This is a genomic window from Streptomyces sp. BB1-1-1 (assembly GCF_031597775.1).
Taxonomy (GTDB): Bacteria; Actinomycetota; Actinomycetes; order Streptomycetales; family Streptomycetaceae; genus Streptomyces; species Streptomyces thinghirensis.
Genome location: NZ_CP134203.1, coordinates 6,959,149 through 6,977,228, shown reverse-complemented (window position 1 = coordinate 6,977,228; position 18,080 = coordinate 6,959,149). Strand labels below are relative to the sequence as shown.

Here is an 18,080-nt window from a genome sequence, read left to right as displayed (position 1 = left end):
CCGCTACGACGGCCTGCGCGCCGAGGTCACCCGGTACACGTCGTAGACGCCCTCGACGCCCCGTACGGCCTTCAGGACGTGCCCGAGGTGCTTCGGGTCGCCCATCTCGAAGGTGAAGCGGGAGGTGGCGACGCGGTCGCGGGAGGTCTGGACGGCCGCGGAGAGGATGTTGACGTGCTGGTCGGACAGCACGCGCGTGACGTCCGACAGCAGCCGGGAGCGGTCCAGGGCCTCGACCTGGATGGCGACCAGGAAGACGGAGGACTGGCTGGGGGCCCACTCGACCTCGAGGATGCGCTCGGGCTCCCGGGACAGCGAGTCCACGTTCACGCAGTCGCTGCGGTGAACGGATACGCCGCTGCCGCGGGTGACGAAGCCGATGATCGGGTCACCGGGGACGGGTGTGCAGCAGCGTGCCAGCTTGATCCACACGTCCTCGACGCCCTTGACCACGACGCCCGGGTCGGCGTTGGTCCGGCGTTTGCGGCCGCGACCGCGGGCCGGCGGTACCGACTCGTCGATCTCCTCGGTGGCGGCCTCCTCGCCGCCGAGCGCCTGCACCAGTTTCTGCACGATGTTCTGCGCGGAGACATGGCCCTCGCCGATCGCCGCGTAGAGCGCGGAGATGTCCGAGTAGCGCATCTCGTGGGCGAGCGTGACCAGGGAGTCGCCGGTCAGGATGCGCTGGATCGGCAGGTTCTGCTTGCGCATGGCGCGGACGATGGAGTCCTTGCCGTGCTCGATCGCCTCGTCGCGGCGCTCCTTGGAGAACCAGGCGCGGATCTTGTTGCGGGCGCGCGGCGACTTGACGAAGCCGAGCCAGTCGCGGGAGGGGCCCGCGCCGGCCGCCTTGGAGGTGAAGACCTCCACCAGGTCGCCGTTGTCCAGGGTGGACTCCAACGGCACGAGGCGGCCGTTGACCCGTGCCCCTATGGTGCGGTGGCCGACCTCGGTGTGCACCGCGTACGCGAAGTCCACGGGGGTGGCGCTCGCGGGCAGCGCTATGACGTCGCCCTTGGGGGTGAAGACGAAGACCTCGTTGCGGGAGAGGTCGAAGCGCAGGGACTCCAGGAACTCGCCGGGGTCCTCGGTCTCCTTCTGCCAGTCGAGGAGCTGGCGCAGCCACGCCATGTCGTTGAGGTGGTCGTCCTTGCCCTTGCCGGACGACTTCGGCGCGTCGGTGCGGACCTTGGAGGCGCCGGCGACGGCCTCCTGCTTGTACTTCCAGTGCGCGGCGATGCCGTACTCGGCGCGGCGGTGCATGTCGAAAGTGCGGATCTGCAGCTCGACCGGCTTGCCGTTGGGCCCGATGACCGTCGTGTGCAGCGACTGGTACATGTTGAACTTGGGCATCGCGATGTAGTCCTTGAACCGGCCGGGGACCGGGTTCCATCGCGCGTGCACGGTGCCGAGCGCCGCGTAGCAGTCGCGGACGGTGTCCACGAGGACGCGGATGCCCACCAGGTCGTAGATCTCCGCGAAGTCACGGCCGCGGACGATCATCTTCTGGTAGACGCTGTAGTAGTGCTTGGGGCGGCCGGTGACGGTCGCCTTGATGCGGGCCGCGCGCAGGTCCTGCTGGACCTCGTCGGTGACGATGGCGAGGTACTCGTCGCGCTTGGGGGCGCGCTCGGCGACCAGGCGCACGATCTCGTCGTACATCTTGGGGTAGAGGATCGCGAAGGCGAGGTCCTCCAGCTCCCACTTGATGGTGTTCATGCCCAGGCGGTGGGCGAGCGGCGCGTAGATCTCCAGGGTCTCGCGCGCCTTCTTCTCCTGCTTCTCGCGCTTGAGATAGCGCATGGTGCGCATGTTGTGCAGGCGGTCGGCGAGCTTGATGACCAGGACGCGGGGGTCCTTGGCCATGGCGACGACCATCTTGCGCACGGTCTCGGCCTGCGCGGCCTCGCCGAACTTGACCTTGTCGAGCTTGGTGACGCCGTCGACGAGCAGGGTGACCACGTCGCCGAAGTCGCGGCGCAGGTCCTCGAGGCCGTACTCGGTGTCCTCGACGGTGTCGTGCAGGAGACCGGCCATCAGCGTGGCCGGGTCCATGCCCAGCTCGGCGAGGATGGTGGTGACGGCGAGCGGATGCGTGATGTACGGGTCGCCGCTCTTGCGCTTCTGGCCGCGGTGCCAGCGTTCGGCGACCTGGTAGGCGCGCTCGATCTGGCGCAGGGTCGCCGTCTCGATCTTGGGGTCGTTGCTGCGCACTATCCGCAGCAGGGGCTCCAGGACCGGGTTGTACGGGTTGGCGCGCTGCACGCCGAGGCGGGCGAGGCGGGCGCGGACGCGGTTGGAGGAGCCGGAGCGGGCGGGCTGCCCGGAGGGGGCGCGGACCACGGGCGCGTTCCGTTCGCGCTCGGGCGGGATCGGCTTGGGACGCGGCTGCTGATCGGCCGGCTTGTCGACGGGCGCGGCCGGGGCGTGCTGGATCGGCCCGCGGGTGTCGTTCTTCGCCTGTGGCGAACTGGGCGCGGGCTTCGCCGCGGGCGCCGAGGCGGACTCGGGCTTTGCGGCGGTCAGTGGCTGGGCCTCGTCTGGCAAGAGGACTCCTCGTGCGCGATCCGGGTCCCCCGGTCAGGCTCCGGAAACCCCATGGTAGCGATCCTGCACTCCGGGATCGCCTTCCGGCCACTGTGGGGGCCGTCAACCCGAGAAACGCATGAGGCGGGCGCCGGATTTCCTCCGGGCCCGCCTCCGCTGTGCGACTAGGGGGTGTCGTTTGGATCAGGCCGGCTCCAGGCAACGGTGCCTTGCGACTGACCCGAGCGGGGTCTGGTGCGTGCAGCTGCAAGGCGGAGGAGGGCGACAGGGCGGAGCCCTGGCAACCGACGACAACGCCGCAGATGCGCGTGCCAGACCCCGCGACCCCGGCAGGATCCAAACGACACCCCCTAGGGGTGTCAGACCGTGAGCAGCGCCCGCAGGGGTGCCCCGGCGAGGGCCGGCTCCAGGCGGGCCCGCCCGCCGAGGAAGCCCAGCTCCATCAGGACGGCGAGACCCGCGACCCGCGCGCCGGCCCGGCGGATGAGCTCCAGCGAGGCCTCGGCGGTGCCGCCGGTGGCGAGGACGTCGTCGACGACCAGCACCCGGTCACCGGCGGCCAGGTCCTCGGCGTGCACCTCGATCTCGGCCGAGCCGTACTCCAGCTCGTACGCCTGGCTGAGGGTGGCTCCGGGGAGCTTGCCCGCCTTGCGTACGGGGATGAAGCCGAGGCCGGCCCGCAGCGCCACCGGGGCGCCGAGGATGAAGCCGCGGGCCTCCAGGCCGACGACCTTGGTGGCGCCGGTGTGCTCGGCGACCTCCGCGAGCGCGTCGGTCAGTGCGGTGAACGCGGCCGGGTCGGCCAGGAGCGGGGTGATGTCCTTGAACACCACGCCCGGCTCCGGGTAGTCCGCCACATCCCGGATACGGCTGAGCAGCAGCTCCGTGATGTCGGTCGTCCCGGTCATCGGCCCTTCCCCGAGGGTCGGCCACGGCCCCTGTTGCGGGACGCCGGCTGGTTGCGGGGGCCGACGACCGCGGGCGCCGCGTCCTCGGGTTCGTCGACGGCGTCGTCATCGTCGTCGGCGTAGCGCTCCTCGTCGACGGCGTTCTCGGCGGGTTCGCCCTTGGCCGCGGCCTGGGCGCGCTTGGCGAGGACGCGCTTCTTGAGCGCCTTCATCCGCGGCTCGGCCTCCTTGAGGTCGGCGACGAGCGGCGTGGCGATGAAGATCGACGAGTACGCGCCCGCGGCGAGGCCGACGAACAGCGACAGCGAGATGTCGTTGAGCATGCCGGCGCCGAGGACACCGCCACCGATGAACAGCAGACCGCCCACCGGCAGCAGCGCGACCACCGTGGTGTTGATGGAGCGGACCAGGGTGCTGTTGATCGAACGGTTGGCGATCTCGGCGTAGGTCCAGCGGGTCTGCTTGGTGATGTCTCTCGTCTGTTCCTTGAGACTGTCGAAGACCACGACCGTGTCGTAGAGCGAGTAACCGAGGATCGTGAGCAGACCGATCACCGTGCCCGGTGTGACCTCGAACCCGACGAGGGCGTAGATGCCCACCGTGATGGTGATGTCGTGAATCAGCGCGACGAACGCGGCGAGCGCCATGCGCCACTCGAACGCGATCGCCAGATAGATCACCACCAGGACCATGAAGATCCCCAGGCCCTGCCAGGCCTTGTTGGCGATCTGATCACCCCAACTGGGCCCGACCAGGTCGGCGTTGATCTTCTCCGCCGGGACGTCCAGGTCCTTGGACAGCTCTTCCTTGATCTGGTCCGACTTCGCGGTGTCGGTGCCCGCGATCTGGATGCGGAGGCTGCCGTCGCCGAGCTTCTGGACGATCGCGTCGTGGCCGGAGGCCTCTTCCGCGTAGGTCTCGGCCTGGGAGACCGAGGCGCTCATGTTCTTCGGGGTGGTGAAGACCGCGCCGCCCTGGAACTCGATGCCCATGTGCAGGCCGCGCACCGCCAGGCCGACGATGGCCGTGATGGTGATGAGGATGGAGATGCCGTACCAGAGCTTGCGGTTCTTGACGAAGTCGTAACCGATCTCACCGTGGTGCAGTCGGGCGCCGAGGTTGCCGAGCTTTCCCATCTCACGCCTCCTTCGGGTCGACGTGGCCGGCGGGACGGGCGGGGCGGCGGGTGCGGCGCAGCGGCGGCTTGGCACCCAGGCTCTTCGGGTCGAGGCCGGACCACTTGTGACCGCTCGCGAAGAACCTGCGCCGGGCCATCAGCGTCAGCAGCGGCTTGGTGAAGAGGAACACCACCACCACGTCGAGCAGCGTGGTCAGGCCCAGGGTGAACGCGAAGCCCTGCACCTTGCCGACGGTGACGACGAAGAGCACCGCGGCGGCGAGGAACGACACGAAGTCGGAGACCAGGATGGTGCGCCGGGCGCGCGGCCAGGCCCGCTCCACGGCGGGTCGCAGCGAGCGTCCTTCCCGGATCTCGTCGCGGACGCGTTCGAAGTACACGATGAACGAGTCCGCCGTGATGCCGATCGCGACGATGGCACCGCACACGGCCGGCAGGTTCAGCGCGAAGCCGATGGTCGGGCCGAGCAGCGACATGATCACGTACGTGAGGCCCGCGGAGACCAGCAGCGAGGCGATGGCGATGAACGACAGGCCGCGGTAGTAGACGAGCAGGTAGAGGACGACCAGGGCGAGGCCGATCGCGCCGGCGATCAGACCGGCCTTGAGCTGCTCACCGCCGAGCGCGGCGGTGACGGTGGTGACGCTGTCCTCCTTGAAGGTCAGCGGCAGAGCGCCGTAGGACAGCATGTTGGCGAGGCCCTGGGCCTCCTCCTGGTCGAAGCTGCCGGAGATCTCCGCGCTGCCGCCGGTGAGCGCCTGGCTGACGTACGGGTCGGAGACGACCTCGTTGTCCAGGACGATGGCGAACTGGTTCTGCGGGGACTGGTTCTGCGCCAGCTTGCCGGTGATGTCCGCGAACTTCTTGGCGCCACCGTCCGTGAACTTCATCGTCACGGTCCAGCCGGCGGCGGTCTGCGTGTTGAAGACGGCCTCGGAACTGTCGACGTCCGTACCGTCGACCGCGGCGGGGCCCAGGACGTACTTCTGCCACTGGCCTTGCGCGTTCTGGCCGCATGCCACCATCGAGTCGCCCTGCTTGGCGCCGTCGCCCGCCTTGGCCCGGGCTGCCGCGTCGGTGCAGTCCAGTGCGGCGTACTCGGCCTGGAGCTTGGCGTTCGCGTCGTCACCGGGGGCGCTGGCGCTCGGGGACGGAGATGCGCCGTCGGAGGCCCCGCCGGACGGGCTGGGGTCGGCCTTCAGGGCGTCGCTGGCCGCGCGGCCCTGGGGGCTGGAGCTCGCCGAGGGGGAGCCGGAGGGCGAATCGCTCGCCTTGTCCCCGTCGGTGGCCTTGTCCTTGTCGTCCGCGCCGTCCGTGGCCTTGTCGGTCGCCTTGTCCGAGGCGCCGCCGGTCTCGCTCGGCGAGGGGCTGCCGGTCGCGTTCGCGCCGGAGAGTTCGGTGGCGAGGACCGGGCGGAAGTAGAGCTTGGCGGTGGTACCGACCTGCTCCCGGGCTTCCTTGGAGTTCGTCCCCTTGGGGATGTTGACGATGATGTTCCGGTCGCCCTGGGTCTGTACCTCGGCCTCGGAGACACCCAGACCATTGACACGGCGCTCCATGATCTCGACCGCGGTGTCCATGTTGGTCTTGTTGATCGCGGACTCCTGGCCCGCCTCCGGAACAGCGCGGAGCGTGATGCTGGTGCCGCCGGCCAGGTCGATGCCGAGACGCGGAGTCGTGTGTCCGGCGGCGAACATGCCTCCGGTGAGCGCCACGATGGCGATCACGATCAGGGCCAGCGAGCGCCCCGGCCTACTCTGAGCGCTCGCATTCTTTCCCTTTTTAGGTGCTACCACCTTTGCGTACTCCCTCTCGGGCCGCTTCGCGCCGGGTAGGCGTCACCGGCGGCCATCACATGATGTCCGGATCCGTGCGAGCCGCGCGTCACACGGGGCACGCGGGAACGACCCGCGCACCCCGGGGCACGGCTACTTCGCCTCGGAACCGCCGTCGGACTTCTTCGGCTGCTCGTCGGTCTTCGCCTCGGCGGGCGCGGCGTCGACGGTCGGCTCGGCCGGCTCGTCGTCCGCGTCCTTCTTGCCGAGGTCGACGGGCTTGTCGTCGGAGGCGGCGGCAGCGTCGTCGGCGGAGGCGTCGGTCTCGGTGAGGGAGGAGGCGTCGTCCGGCACGACGTCGGCGTCGGACTTCAGGTCGTGCTCGATGCCGTGGACGATGCGGTTGTACTCGTCGTCGGTGAGGACGGCACCGATGGAGTTCTTGGCGAAGAGCAGCTCGACGCCCGGGCCGGCGTCGAGGAGGACCGTGTCCTCGTTGACCTCCTTGACCGTGCCGTACATGCCCCCGATGGTGCGGACTCCGGAACCGGGCTGCATCTGGTTCCGCATGTCGGCGGCCTGCTGCTGCTTCTTCTTCGCCGACCGGGTCATCAGGAACATGGCCCCGATGAGCACGATGAACGGGAGGAGGGTCACGAGACTCACGGGTCGGTACTTCCTTCACACGACCGCGATGGTGAGCGGCCTGATGGTTGGGGGTGTGTGCGCCGCCGACAAGGGCGGCATCGGCGGAGTCTAAGCGAGTCCGCGCGCATGGAACAACGCTCAGCATGGCACCGGGGTTCCTGCTCCGGCGAATGTCCTCTTCGTGACGGTGTCGTCACGCCCCGAACAAGTCCTGTTGTCCGTTTCCCGAACTCTGCGAACGCGGCGGGGTGAGGCCGAGGTGCGCCCATGCGGCCGGGGTCGCCACGCGTCCGCGCGGGGTGCGGGCGAGCAGCCCCTCCCTCACGAGGAAGGGTTCGGCGACCTCTTCCACTGTCTCACGCTCCTCCCCCACGGCGACGGCGAGCGTGGACAGGCCGACGGGACCGCCGCCGAACAGCTTGAGCAGGGCCTCCAGCACACCCCGGTCCAGCCGGTCCAGGCCGCGGGCGTCGACCTCGTAGACCGCGAGGGCGGCCGCGGCGATCTCCTGGGTGATCCGGCCGTCGGCCTTGACCTGGGCGTAGTCCCGGACCCGGCGCAGCAGGCGGTTGGCGATGCGGGGGGTGCCGCGGGAGCGGCCGGCGATCTCCGCGGCGCCGGCGGTGTCGATCTCGACGTCGAGCAGGCCCGCCGAGCGGTGGATGACGCGTTCCAGTTCGGCCGGTCCGTAGAACTCCATGTGCGCGGTGAAGCCGAAGCGGTCGCGCAACGGGGGCGGCAGCAGTCCCGCGCGCGTGGTGGCGCCGACCAGGGTGAAGGGCGGCAGCTCCAGGGGGATGGCGGTGGCGCCCGGGCCCTTGCCGACGATGACGTCGACGCGGAAGTCCTCCATCGCCATGTAGAGCATCTCCTCGGCGGGCCTCGACATGCGGTGGATCTCGTCGAGGAAGAGGACCTCGCCCTCCTGGAGGGAGGAGAGGATCGCCGCGAGGTCACCGGCGTGCTGGATGGCGGGGCCGGAGGTGATGCGGATGGGGGCGCCCATCTCGGCCGCGATGATCATCGAGAGGGTGGTCTTGCCGAGGCCGGGGGCGCCGGAGAGCAGCACGTGGTCGGCGGTCGCCCCGCGCGCGCGTGCGGCGCGCAGCACGAGGTCGAGCTGCTCGCGGACCTTCTCCTGGCCGATGAACTCGCCCAGGTCCTTGGGGCGCAGGGCGGCCTCCACGGCCTGGTCCTCGCCGTCGGCGGACGCACCCACCAGCCGTTCGCCCGCGGCGTCCGTGTCGGTCGTGTCGTCCCAGTTCATGTGGTGTGCCTCGGCTCTCGAATACGGGCTATCGGGCGCGGTTCAGGGTCTGCAGGGCCGCCTTCAGCAGCTGGCCCACCTGAGGCGCTCCCCCGGCGGCCTCGGCCTGGGGGGCCACGGCGGAGACGGCCTCGTCGGCCTCGCGGGTCGCGTACCCGAGGCCGATGAGGGCCGCGTGCAGCTGGTCGCGCCAGCCGGTGCTGACCGGCGCGCCGACGGCGGGGGCCCCGATGGGCTCGCCGAGCCGGTCCTTCAGTTCCAGGAGCAGCTTCTGCGCGCCCTTCTTGCCGATACCGGGGACGGCGGTGAGCGCCTTCTCGTCGCCGGTGGAGACGGCTCTGCGCAGGGCGTCGGGGCTGTGCACGGCGAGCATCGCCTGGGCCAGCCGGGGGCCGACACCGCTGGCCGTCTGGAGCAGCACGAAGACCTGGCGCTCGTCGTCGTCGGCGAAGCCGTAAAGGGTGAGCGAGTCCTCGCGGACGACGAGCGAGGTGGCGAGCTTGGCGGGCTTGCCGAGGCGGAGGGTGGAGAGCGTGTTCGGCGTGCACTGGACGGCCATGCCGACGCCGCCGACCTCGACCACCGCGGCGTCGGGGGCGAGGGCGGCGACCGTGCCGCTGACGAAGGCGATCATGTCGTACGGCCTTTCGGTGCGGTCGGGGCTTTCAAGGTCTTCGGGGCTTTCGAGGCGTGCAGGGCCACGGCCTGCTGGAGCCGGTTCTGTGCGGGAGCGCGCCAGATGTGGCAGATGGCGAGCGCGAGGGCGTCGGCGGCGTCGGCGGGCTTGGGCGGTTCGGCGAGCCGCAGCAGCCGGGTGACCATGGCACCGACCTGCGCCTTGTCGGCGCGTCCGCTGCCGGTGACGGCGGCCTTGACCTCGCTGGGGGTGTGCAGGGCGACGGGGATGCCGCGACGGGAGGCGCACAGGATGGCGACGGCGCTGGCCTGGGCGGTGCCCATGACCGTGCGGACGTTGTGCTGGCTGAAGACGCGCTCCACCGCCACGTACTCGGGCCGGTGCTCGTCCAGCCACTGCTCGATGCCCTGCTCGACGGCGACCAGGCGGTGGCCGAGTTCCGCGTTCGCGGGTGTACGGACCACTCCGACGCCGAGCATGGTGAGCGGCCGCCCCGCGACGCCCTCCACGACACCGATCCCGCAGCGGGTCAGCCCCGGGTCCACCCCCAGTACGCGCAACGCACGGCTCCCCTCACATCGATCGCCTGTTTGTGCAGGCTATCGGGTGCCACCGACAACGGCGGCGGGCCGGGGACGTGTCCCCGGCCCGCCGGAATCGTCGTGCGCGCGGCGGTGCTACGCGTCGACCTTCTCCATGACCTCGTCGCTCACGTCGAAGTTGGCGAAGACGTTCTGCACGTCGTCGCTGTCCTCCAGGGCGTCGATCAGCCTGAAGATCTTCCGGGCGCCCTCCTCGTCCAGCTCGACCTGCATGGTCGGAACGAAGTTGGCGTCGGCGGACTCGTAGTCGATGCCGGCGTCCTGGAGGGCGGTGCGGACCGCGACCAGGTCGGTGGCCTCGCTGAGTACCTCGAAGGTCTCGCCGAGGTCGTTGACCTCCTCGGCGCCCGCGTCCAGGACGGCGGCCAGGACGTCGTCCTCGCCCAGCTCGCCCTTGGGGACGATCACTACGCCCTTGCGGTTGAACAGGTACGACACCGAGCCCGGGTCGGCCATGGAGCCGCCGTTGCGGGTCATGGCGACGCGGACGTCGGAGGCGGCGCGGTTGCGGTTGTCGGTGAGGCACTCGATGAGTACCGCGACACCGTTCGGGCCGTAACCCTCGTACATGATCGTCTCGTAGTCGGCGCCGCCGGCCTCGAGGCCACCGCCGCGCTTGACCGCGGAGTCGATGTTCTTGTTCGGGACCGACTGCTTCTTCGCCTTCTGGATGGCGTCGTAGAGCGTCGGGTTGCCCTCGATGTCGACGCCCCCCATCCGGGCCGCGACCTCGATGTTCTTGATCAGCTTCGCGAAGAGCTTGCCGCGCTTGGCATCGATGACGGCCTTCTTGTGCTTCGTCGTGGCCCATTTAGAGTGGCCGGACATCTGCCTGTCTCCTTCGCGTAACCCGTCTTTGAACGAACGAACGCAGGAATCCTACAAGGACTCCGCCGCCCGGTTCGCGCGCACCATGTCGGCGAAGAGGCGGTGCACCCGGTGGTCGCCGGTCAGCTCCGGGTGGAACGACGTGGCCAGAGCGTTGCCCTGGCGGACCGCGACGATGTGGCCCTCGTGCTCGGCGAGCACCTCGGCCGTGGCGCCCACGGACTCCACCCAGGGGGCGCGGATGAAGACGCCCTCCACAGGATCGCCCTCGACGCCCTTGATGTCGACGGCCGCCTCGAAGGACTCGTTCTGCCGTCCGAAGGCGTTGCGCCGCACGATCATGTCGATGCCGCCGACCGTCTCCTGCCCGGAGCGCGGGTCGAGGATCTTGTCGGCCAGCAGGATCATGCCGGCGCAGGTGCCGTAGACGGGCAGGCCCTCCCGCACGCGCGCGCGGAGGGGCTCCATCACTCCGAAGAGGACGGCCAGTTTGGAGATGGTGGTGGACTCGCCGCCGGGCAGGACCAGGCCGTCGACCTCGGCGAGTTCTTCGGGGCGCCTGACCGGCCTGGCCACGGCGTCGGCCGTGGCCAGGGCGACGAGGTGCTCACGTACGTCGCCCTGGAGGGCCAGGACGCCGATGACGGGGGTGTCGCTCATGGATCCGGTGTCCTCGTCCTACCAGCCGCGGTTCGCGTAGCGCTCGGTCTCGGGGAGGGTGTCGCAGTTGATGCCGACCATGGCCTCGCCGAGGTTGCGGGACGCCTCCGCGATGATCTTCGGGTCGTCGTAGAAGGTGGTCGCCTTCACGATGGCGGCGGCGCGCTTGGCCGGGTCGCCGGACTTGAAGATGCCGGAGCCGACGAAGACGCCCTCGGCGCCGAGCTGGCGCATGAGCGCGGCGTCGGCCGGGGTGGCGACACCGCCGGCGGAGAAGAGGACCACGGGGAGCTTGCCCAGCTCGGCGACCTCCCGGACCAGCTCGTACGGGGCGCGCAGCTCCTTGGCGGCGGCGTACAGCTCGTTGTTGTCGTAGCCGCGCAGCCGGGCGATCTCGTTCTTGATCTGGCGCAGGTGGCGGACGGCCTCGACGACGTTGCCGGTGCCGGCCTCGCCCTTGGAGCGGATCATCGCGGCGCCCTCGGCGATGCGGCGCAGGGCCTCACCGAGGTTGGTGGCGCCGCAGACGAAGGGGGTGGTGAAGGCGAACTTGTCGCTGTGGTTGACCTCGTCGGCCGGGGTGAGGACCTCGGACTCGTCGATGTAGTCGACGCCGAGGGACTGCAGGACCTGGGCCTCGACGAAGTGGCCGATGCGGGACTTGGCCATCACGGGGATGGAGACCGCGCCGATGATGCCCTCGATCATGTCCGGGTCGGACATACGGGCCACGCCGCCGTCCTTGCGGATGTCGGCCGGGACCCGCTCCAGGGCCATGACGGCGACGGCGCCCGCGTCCTCGGCGATCTTCGCCTGCTCCGGCGTGACGACGTCCATGATCACGCCGCCCTTGAGCTGCTCGGCCATACCGCGCTTCACGCGGGCGGTGCCGGTCTCGGGGGTCTGGTTCTCGGAGAGCGTGCTGGACACGGGTACCTCGCTGAAGTGAAGGGGGTTTGTGCAGCTCCGAGGAAACGTGAAGGGAGCAGGCCACAGCAAGGGCCAATGGGTAGCTGGTGGATCCTTTTCGGGTGCGGGCCCGGGCGGGGTCGCTACGCCGCCCTGTCCACCAGGGCCGCCGGCGACTCGTCGTCCATCTCGAAGGCCAGCGGGAAGGGAGCGTGTCCGGCGAGGCGGAACCAGCGGACCTTGCGGTGCTCGCGCAGCCTGCGCGCGGCTCCCACCGCGTCGTTGTGGAACCGCCGGGCCATCGGGACGCGCCGTACGGCCTCGGCCAGCTCGTGGATCGCCTCCTCTCCCCCGGGCGCCTCGCGCAGGACGTCCACCTGCGGCGGGTCGGCGAACACCGCCCGCAGTGCCTGACTCAGCTCGCTCTCGGCGACCTCCCGGTGCTCCTCCTCGGCCTGCCGGGCGGCGTGCGCGGCCTCGTACAGGACGATGGAGGCGGCCGGGTCGAGCACGCCGGAGGTGGCCAGTTCCTGGGCCACGGACGCCCTGCGCAGCAGCTGCGCGTCGAGTGCGGCACGGGCGGCGTCGATCCGGGCGTGCAGCCGGTCCAGCCGCCCCGCCGTCCAGCTCAGGTACAGGCCGATCGCCACGAGGACGACCAGGATCCAGATGAGGGTTGCGGTCACGGGGCGCAACCCTACGGGAGCGCTCCGCTGGGTTGGCGGGGTACCTCACGGTGACCGTCGCTGGGGGCTGCCGCCCCCAGACCCCGCTTCGGCCTGGACGGCCTCGTCCTCAAACGCCGGACGGGCTGAGGATGCCCAACGTCGCTGAGAAGTCCAACCTCAGTCCCGCGCCAGGCCGAAGCGTGCCCTCAGCCCCGTCGCCCGGTCGTCCGTCGCCACCGCTGCCGCGCCCGCCGTGACCGTCTCGTAGACCGACAGGATGTCCGCGCCGACGGTGGACCAGTCGAAGCGCCGTACGTGGGCGCTGCCGCGCTCCCGCAGGGCGGTGCGGCGCTCCGGGTCCGCGAGGAGGCGTACCGCCGCGTCGGCCAGGGCGTCGGCGTCCTCGTTGGGGAACAGCTCACCGGCCGCCCCCTGGTCGAGGACCTGGGCGAAGGCGTCCAGGTCCGAGGCGAGTACGGGGGCGCCGGCCGACATGGCCTCCACCAGGATGATCCCGAAGCTCTCGCCGCCGGTGTTGGGCGCCACGTACAGGTCGACGCTGCGCAGGAACCGGGCCTTGTCCTCGTCGCTGACCATGCCGAGGAACTCCACCCGGGAGCGCAGCTCGGCGGGCAGGGAGGCCACGGCCTCCTTCTCGTCGCCGCGCCCGGCGACCAGCAGCCGGGCCCCGGGGCGGGCGGCGAGGATCTTCGGCAGCGCCCGCATCAGCACCGGCAGGCCCTTGCGGGGTTCGTCGATGCGCCCTATGAAGCCGATCGTGTCGCCCTGCCACTCGGGCTTCGGCTCGGCGCCCGCGAAGAAGTCGACGTCGACGCCGTTGGGGATGACGACCGCGTCCCCGCCGAGGTGCTCGACGAGAGTGCGGCGGGCGTACTCGCTCACCGCGATCCGGGCGCTGATCTTCTCCAGCGCGGCCTGGAGGATCGAGTACGCGGCGATCATCGCGCGGGAGCGCGGGTTGGACGTGTGGAAGGTCGCCACGATCGGGCCCTGCGCCGCCCAGCAGGTCAGCAGGCCGAGCGAGGGCGAGGTCGGTTCGTGGATGTGGATGACGTCGAAGGCGCCGTCGTGCAGCCAGCGCCGCACCCGGGCCGCCGACAGGAAGCCGAAGTTGAGGCGGGCCACCGAGCCGTTGTACGGGACCGGCACCGCGCGGCCGGCCGAGACGACGTACGGCGGCAGCGGGGTGTCGTCGTCGGCGGGGGCGAGGACGGAGACCTCGTGGCCGAGACGGACGAAGTACTCGGCTAGGTCCCGGATGTGGAACTGGACGCCGCCCGGCACGTCCCAGGAGTACGGGCAGACGATGCCGATCCTCACGAGGCGCCCTGCCCGTCGGCCGCGGCGGGGGCCTTGGCCGGGTCGAGGTCCTTCAGCCACAAGCGCTGGAGCATGTGCCAGTCCTCCGGGTGGTCGGCGATCCCCGTGGCGAAGGCATCGGCCAGCGCCTGTGTCATGACAGACGTCTTCTCGGCCCGGGTACCTGACTCGGGGACCTCGACCGGCGGATGCACCCGGCCCTTCATGACGGGCGACTCGTCGTACCAGAGCGTCACCGGCAGCAGCCGTGCGCCGGTCTGCAGCGCCAGCAGGGCCGGCCCCGCGGGCATCCGGGCCGTCTCGCCGAAGAAGTCGACCTCCACGCCGGAGGCGGACAGGTCGCGGTCGGCGACCAGGCAGACCAGGCCGCCGTCGCGCAGCCGCCGGGCCAGCGTGCCGAACGCCGTGCCGCCGCTGTGCGGCAGGACCTCCATGCCGAGGCCCTCGCGGTAGGCGACGAAGCGGTCGTAGAGGGTCTCCGGCTTGAGGCGTTCGGCGACCGTGGTGAAGGGGATGCCCAGCTCGGTGGTGACCCAGGCGCCCGCGAGGTCCCAGTTGGCCAGGTGCGGGAGGGCGAGGACCACGCCCTTGCCGGCGTCCATTCCGTCGGTGAGGTGGTGCAGGTCCTCGGCCGCGAAGCCGGACCTGATCCGCCCGGTGCTCCACGCGGGGAGACGGAAGGACTCCATCCAGTAACGCAGGTACGAGCGCATGCCCGCGCGCGAGAGCGCGGCGAGCCGCTCGGGGCTCGCGTCCGGCACCACGCGCGCGTAGTTGCTCTCCAGGCGCCGTACGCCCGCGCCGCGCTGTTTCCAGGCGACGTCCGCGACGGTGCGGCCGAGCCGCACGGCGACCGGCTCGGGGAGCTTCTTCACGGTGCTCCAGCCGGCGCCGTACAGGCCGTCGGTCAGCCGGTCCCGAGCGCTCACTTGGCCGCCTCGGTGCCCTGGCTCTCCTGGGCGGCGGCGTCCGCCTCGGCGGCCTCCCGGCGGACCGTGACGACGCGCTGGATCAGCGTGACGAGGCTGCCGACGGCGACGATCCACAGGGCGATCGGCAGGAGGTACTGGATGCCCGGCACGCCGAACTTGTGCAGCCCCGCGAGACCGGCCGCGACCAGCGAGACGACGAGTCGCTCGGCGCGCTCGACCAGCCCGTTGACGGCGACCGGCAGGCCGATCGACTCGCCGCGCGCCTTGGTGTACGACACCACCTGACCGCTGGCCAGGCAGAAGATCGACACGGCGCACAGCACGATGTCGTCACCGCCGCCCGCGTACCAGAGGGCGAAGCCGCCGAAGATCGCGCCGTCGGCGACCCGGTCCAGCGTGGAGTCCAGGAAGGCGCCCCAGCGGCTGGAGCGGCCGAGCTGGCGGGCCATGTTGCCGTCGACGAGGTCGGAGAAGACGAAGAGCGTGATCACGACCGTGCCCCAGAAGAACTCACCCATGGGGTAGAAGACCAGCGCACCCGCGACCACACCGGCGGTGCCGATCAGCGTGACCGTGTCCGGGCTGACGCCCCGGCGGATGAGAAACGCGGCGAACGGTGTGAGGACACGCGTAAAAAATGCACGCGCGTACTTGTTCAGCATGGCCTTCCCGACGGTCGGTGTGGCCGCGGCCCCTGCTGGCCACCGGCTGGCCCATCGTAGCCACGCGCGCGCGTGGGCGACGGACGGGCACCCTGAGCCCCTGGTGGGCGGCCGGTGGGCCGCGGGATCGGGTCCGTCGTATGGACGCGGCGTGACGGGAGTGGAAAGCTCGAAGGACCGCGGGCGTCGCCGGAGCCGCCAGTGCACGCGGTCCCGCGTGTCCGCGCCCACAGTGACCTCACCGTGCACGGGAGGCAAGGACATGGGCGACAAGGCACACACCCATCCCGGAGCCGCCGGAAGGGCTACGGCGGCCGACCACCCCACGTCCGTACGGAATGTGGTGCTGGTCGGCCACTCCGGATCGGGCAAGACGACTCTGGTGGAAGCTCTCGCGCTGACGGCGGGAGCACTGAACCGGGCGGGCCGCGTGGAGGACGGCGGCTGCGTCTCGGACTACGACGAGATGGAGCACCGGCAGCAGCGCTCCGTACAGCTCTCCCTGGTGCCGGTCGAATGGGACGGCATCAAGATCAATCTCCTGGACACTCCCGGGTACGCCGACTTCGTCGGTGAGCTGAGGGCCGGTCTGCGGGCGGCGGACGCGGCCCTCTTCGTCGTCTCGGCTTCCGACGGGGTGGACGGCTCGACCCGCATGGTGTGGGAGGAGTGCGCCGCCGTCGGCATGCCCCGCGCCATCGTGATCACGCACCTGGAGGCCGCCCGCGCGGACTTCGAGGAGATGACGCGGATCTGCGCGGAGGCCTTCGGCGGGGACGACCCCGACGCCGTGCTGCCGCTGTACCTGCCGCTGCACGGGCCGCAGGCGCCCGACGGGCACGCACCCGTGACGGGACTCGTCGGGCTGCTGTCGCGGAAGCTGTTCGACTACGCGTCCGGGGAGCGCGAGGAGTCCGAGCCGGGCGAGGAACAGTTGCCGTCGCTCGACGAGGCCCGCTCCATGCTGATCGAGGGGATCATCTCGGAGAGCGAGGACGAGACCCTCATGGAGCGCTATCTCGGCGGCGAGCAGGTGGACGTCAAGACGCTCATCGAGGATCTGGAGCGGGCCGTGGCGCGCGGGGTGTTCTTCCCCGTGCTGGCAGCCGCGCCCGCGGCCGAGGGCGCCCGGCAGGGGCTCGGCACGGTCGAGCTGCTGGAACTGGTCACGCGCGGCTTCCCGACCCCCTTGGAGCGCGCGGCGCCCCGGGTCACCACGCCCGACGGCACTCCGCGCGAGCTGCGGATGTGCGATCCCGACGAGTCGCTGGTCGCGGAGGTCGTCAAGACGTCCTCCGACCCGTACGTCGGCCGGATCTCGCTGGTCCGCGTGTTCTCCGGCACCTTGCGCGCCGACCAGACGGTGCACGTCTCCGGGCACGGGCTGGCCGACCGCGGCCACGAGGACCACGACGTCGACGAACGGATCGGCGCCCTGTCGACCCCCTTCGGCAAGCAGCAGCGGCCGGTCTCGCACGTGATCGCGGGCGACCTGGCGTGCGTGGCCAAGCTGAGCCGCGCGGAGACCGGGGACACGCTCTCGGCCAAGGACGACCCGCTGCTGATGGCCCCGTGGGAGATGCCGGACCCGCTGCTGCCGCTCGCCATCCAGGCGCACAGCAAGCCCGACGAGGACAAGCTCTCCCAGGGGCTCTCGCGGCTGGTCGCCGAGGACCCGACGATGCGCCTGGAGCAGAACCAGGACACGCACCAGGTGGTCCTCTGGTGCCTGGGCGAGGCCCACGCCGACGTCGCGCTGGAGCGGCTGCGCAGCCGCTACGGCGTCCAGGTCGACGTCGTACCCCACCGGGTCTCCCTGCGGGAGACGTTCGGGGACCGGGCCGCCGGGCGGGGGCGGCACGTGAAGCAGTCCGGCGGACACGGTCAGTACGCCATCTGCGAGATCGAGGTGGAGCCGCTGCCGGGCGGTTCGGGCATCGAGTTCGTGGACGAGGTGGTCGGCGGCGCGGTGCCCCGGCAGTTCATCCCGTCCGTCGAGAAGGGCGTCCGCGCGCAGGCCGCCAAGGGCGTCGCCGCGGGGCATCCGCTGATCGACGTGCGGGTCACGCTGCGGGACGGCAAGGCGCACTCGGTGGACTCCTCCGACGCCGCCTTCCAGACGGCCGGCGCGCTGGCGCTGCGGGAGGCCGCGGCCCAGGCGAGGATCCATCTGCTGGAGCCGGTGGCCGAGGTGAGCGTGCTGGTCGGCGACGACTACGTGGGCGCCGTGATGAGCGACCTGTCCGGACGGCGCGGCAAGGTGCTCGGCACCGAGCAGACGAGCGGCGGGCGGACCCTCATCCGGGCCGAGGTACCGGAGATCGAGATCGGCCGGTACGCGGTGGACCTGCGCTCCCTGACGCACGGCACCGCGCGCTTCGGCCGCCGTTACGCGCGGCACGAACCGATGCCGCCGCAGATCGCGGAACGCCTCCGGGAGGAGCTGCGGGCGGCGTCCTAGGGGTGCGCGGCAGAGGGCCGGCGCGGACTTGCTCCGCGCCGGTCGCACGTTCAACTCCCTCCGGGAAGAGTCCCGTTACCGATCTGCCGGGTGCGGG

At 71.0% G+C, this 18,080-nt stretch carries 16 protein-coding genes; 1 reads left to right on the top strand and 15 read right to left on the bottom strand.

Going from position 1 to position 18,080, the window contains the following annotated elements; all coding sequences use genetic code 11:
* Window positions 1–3 precede the first annotated feature (3 nt).
* From relA to pgsA, 15 genes are all read right to left on the bottom strand, one after another.
* Window positions 4–2,547: a GTP pyrophosphokinase gene (gene relA / locus RI578_RS31995; protein WP_310874301.1), complete on the bottom strand. Its 2,544-nt coding sequence runs from the start codon at window positions 2,545–2,547 to the stop codon at window positions 4–6.
* 359 nt (window positions 2,548–2,906) lie between these two features.
* Window positions 2,907–3,455: an adenine phosphoribosyltransferase gene (locus tag RI578_RS31990; protein ID WP_310874300.1), complete on the bottom strand. Its 549-nt coding sequence runs from the start codon at window positions 3,453–3,455 to the stop codon at window positions 2,907–2,909.
* Window positions 3,452–4,591 (bottom strand): protein translocase subunit SecF, encoded by a 1,140-nt coding sequence (gene secF / locus RI578_RS31985; protein WP_310874299.1) that lies wholly within the window; start codon window positions 4,589–4,591, stop codon window positions 3,452–3,454. Before secF ends, RI578_RS31990 begins: the two co-directional genes overlap by 4 nt.
* 1 nt (window position 4,592) lies before the next feature.
* The gene (gene secD / locus RI578_RS31980) at window positions 4,593–6,389 is read right to left on the bottom strand and encodes a protein translocase subunit SecD (RefSeq protein WP_310874298.1); all 1,797 of its coding nucleotides are present in this window, start codon (window positions 6,387–6,389) and stop codon (window positions 4,593–4,595) included.
* Window positions 6,390–6,521: 132 nt separating this feature from the next.
* Complete coding sequence (gene yajC / locus RI578_RS31975; RefSeq protein WP_310874297.1) at window positions 6,522–7,034, bottom strand: preprotein translocase subunit YajC; 513 nt, start codon at window positions 7,032–7,034, stop codon at window positions 6,522–6,524.
* 175 nt (window positions 7,035–7,209) lie between these two features.
* Complete coding sequence (ruvB, locus tag RI578_RS31970) at window positions 7,210–8,283, bottom strand: Holliday junction branch migration DNA helicase RuvB (RefSeq protein ID WP_310874296.1); 1,074 nt, start codon at window positions 8,281–8,283, stop codon at window positions 7,210–7,212.
* Between the two features lie 28 nt (window positions 8,284–8,311).
* Window positions 8,312–8,917 (bottom strand): Holliday junction branch migration protein RuvA, encoded by a 606-nt coding sequence (gene ruvA / locus RI578_RS31965; RefSeq protein WP_310874295.1) that lies wholly within the window; start codon window positions 8,915–8,917, stop codon window positions 8,312–8,314.
* Window positions 8,914–9,480 (bottom strand): crossover junction endodeoxyribonuclease RuvC, encoded by a 567-nt coding sequence (gene ruvC / locus RI578_RS31960; protein ID WP_310874294.1) that lies wholly within the window; start codon window positions 9,478–9,480, stop codon window positions 8,914–8,916. The genes ruvA and ruvC overlap by 4 nt, the downstream gene beginning before the upstream one ends.
* A gap of 117 nt (window positions 9,481–9,597) precedes the next feature.
* Window positions 9,598–10,350, bottom strand: coding sequence for a YebC/PmpR family DNA-binding transcriptional regulator (locus tag RI578_RS31955; protein WP_121745926.1), 753 nt, complete (start codon window positions 10,348–10,350; stop codon window positions 9,598–9,600).
* A gap of 51 nt (window positions 10,351–10,401) precedes the next feature.
* Window positions 10,402–11,010 carry a pyridoxal 5'-phosphate synthase glutaminase subunit PdxT gene (gene pdxT, locus RI578_RS31950; RefSeq protein WP_310874293.1) on the bottom strand — a complete coding sequence of 203 codons (609 nt, stop codon included), beginning with the start codon at window positions 11,008–11,010 and terminating at the stop codon, window positions 10,402–10,404.
* Between the two features lie 18 nt (window positions 11,011–11,028).
* Window positions 11,029–11,940 carry a pyridoxal 5'-phosphate synthase lyase subunit PdxS gene (gene pdxS / locus RI578_RS31945; RefSeq protein WP_121745928.1) on the bottom strand — a complete coding sequence of 304 codons (912 nt, stop codon included), beginning with the start codon at window positions 11,938–11,940 and terminating at the stop codon, window positions 11,029–11,031.
* Between the two features lie 122 nt (window positions 11,941–12,062).
* A complete protein-coding gene (locus RI578_RS31940) occupies window positions 12,063–12,605 on the bottom strand; it encodes a hypothetical protein (RefSeq protein ID WP_310874292.1) in 543 nt (180 codons plus the stop codon).
* A gap of 159 nt (window positions 12,606–12,764) precedes the next feature.
* Window positions 12,765–13,928, bottom strand: coding sequence for a glycosyltransferase family 4 protein (locus RI578_RS31935; protein ID WP_310874291.1), 1,164 nt, complete (start codon window positions 13,926–13,928; stop codon window positions 12,765–12,767).
* Window positions 13,925–14,857: a phosphatidylinositol mannoside acyltransferase gene (locus RI578_RS31930; protein WP_310874290.1), complete on the bottom strand. Its 933-nt coding sequence runs from the start codon at window positions 14,855–14,857 to the stop codon at window positions 13,925–13,927. Before RI578_RS31930 ends, RI578_RS31935 begins: the two co-directional genes overlap by 4 nt.
* Window positions 14,854–15,522, bottom strand: coding sequence for a phosphatidylinositol phosphate synthase (gene pgsA / locus RI578_RS31925; protein ID WP_310874289.1), 669 nt, complete (start codon window positions 15,520–15,522; stop codon window positions 14,854–14,856). The genes RI578_RS31930 and pgsA overlap by 4 nt, the downstream gene beginning before the upstream one ends.
* A gap of 262 nt (window positions 15,523–15,784) precedes the next feature.
* On the opposite strand from pgsA, the gene RI578_RS31920 reads away from it, so the two are divergent.
* Complete coding sequence (locus RI578_RS31920) at window positions 15,785–17,983, top strand: elongation factor G-like protein EF-G2 (protein ID WP_310874288.1); 2,199 nt, start codon at window positions 15,785–15,787, stop codon at window positions 17,981–17,983.
* Window positions 17,984–18,080 lie beyond the last annotated feature (97 nt).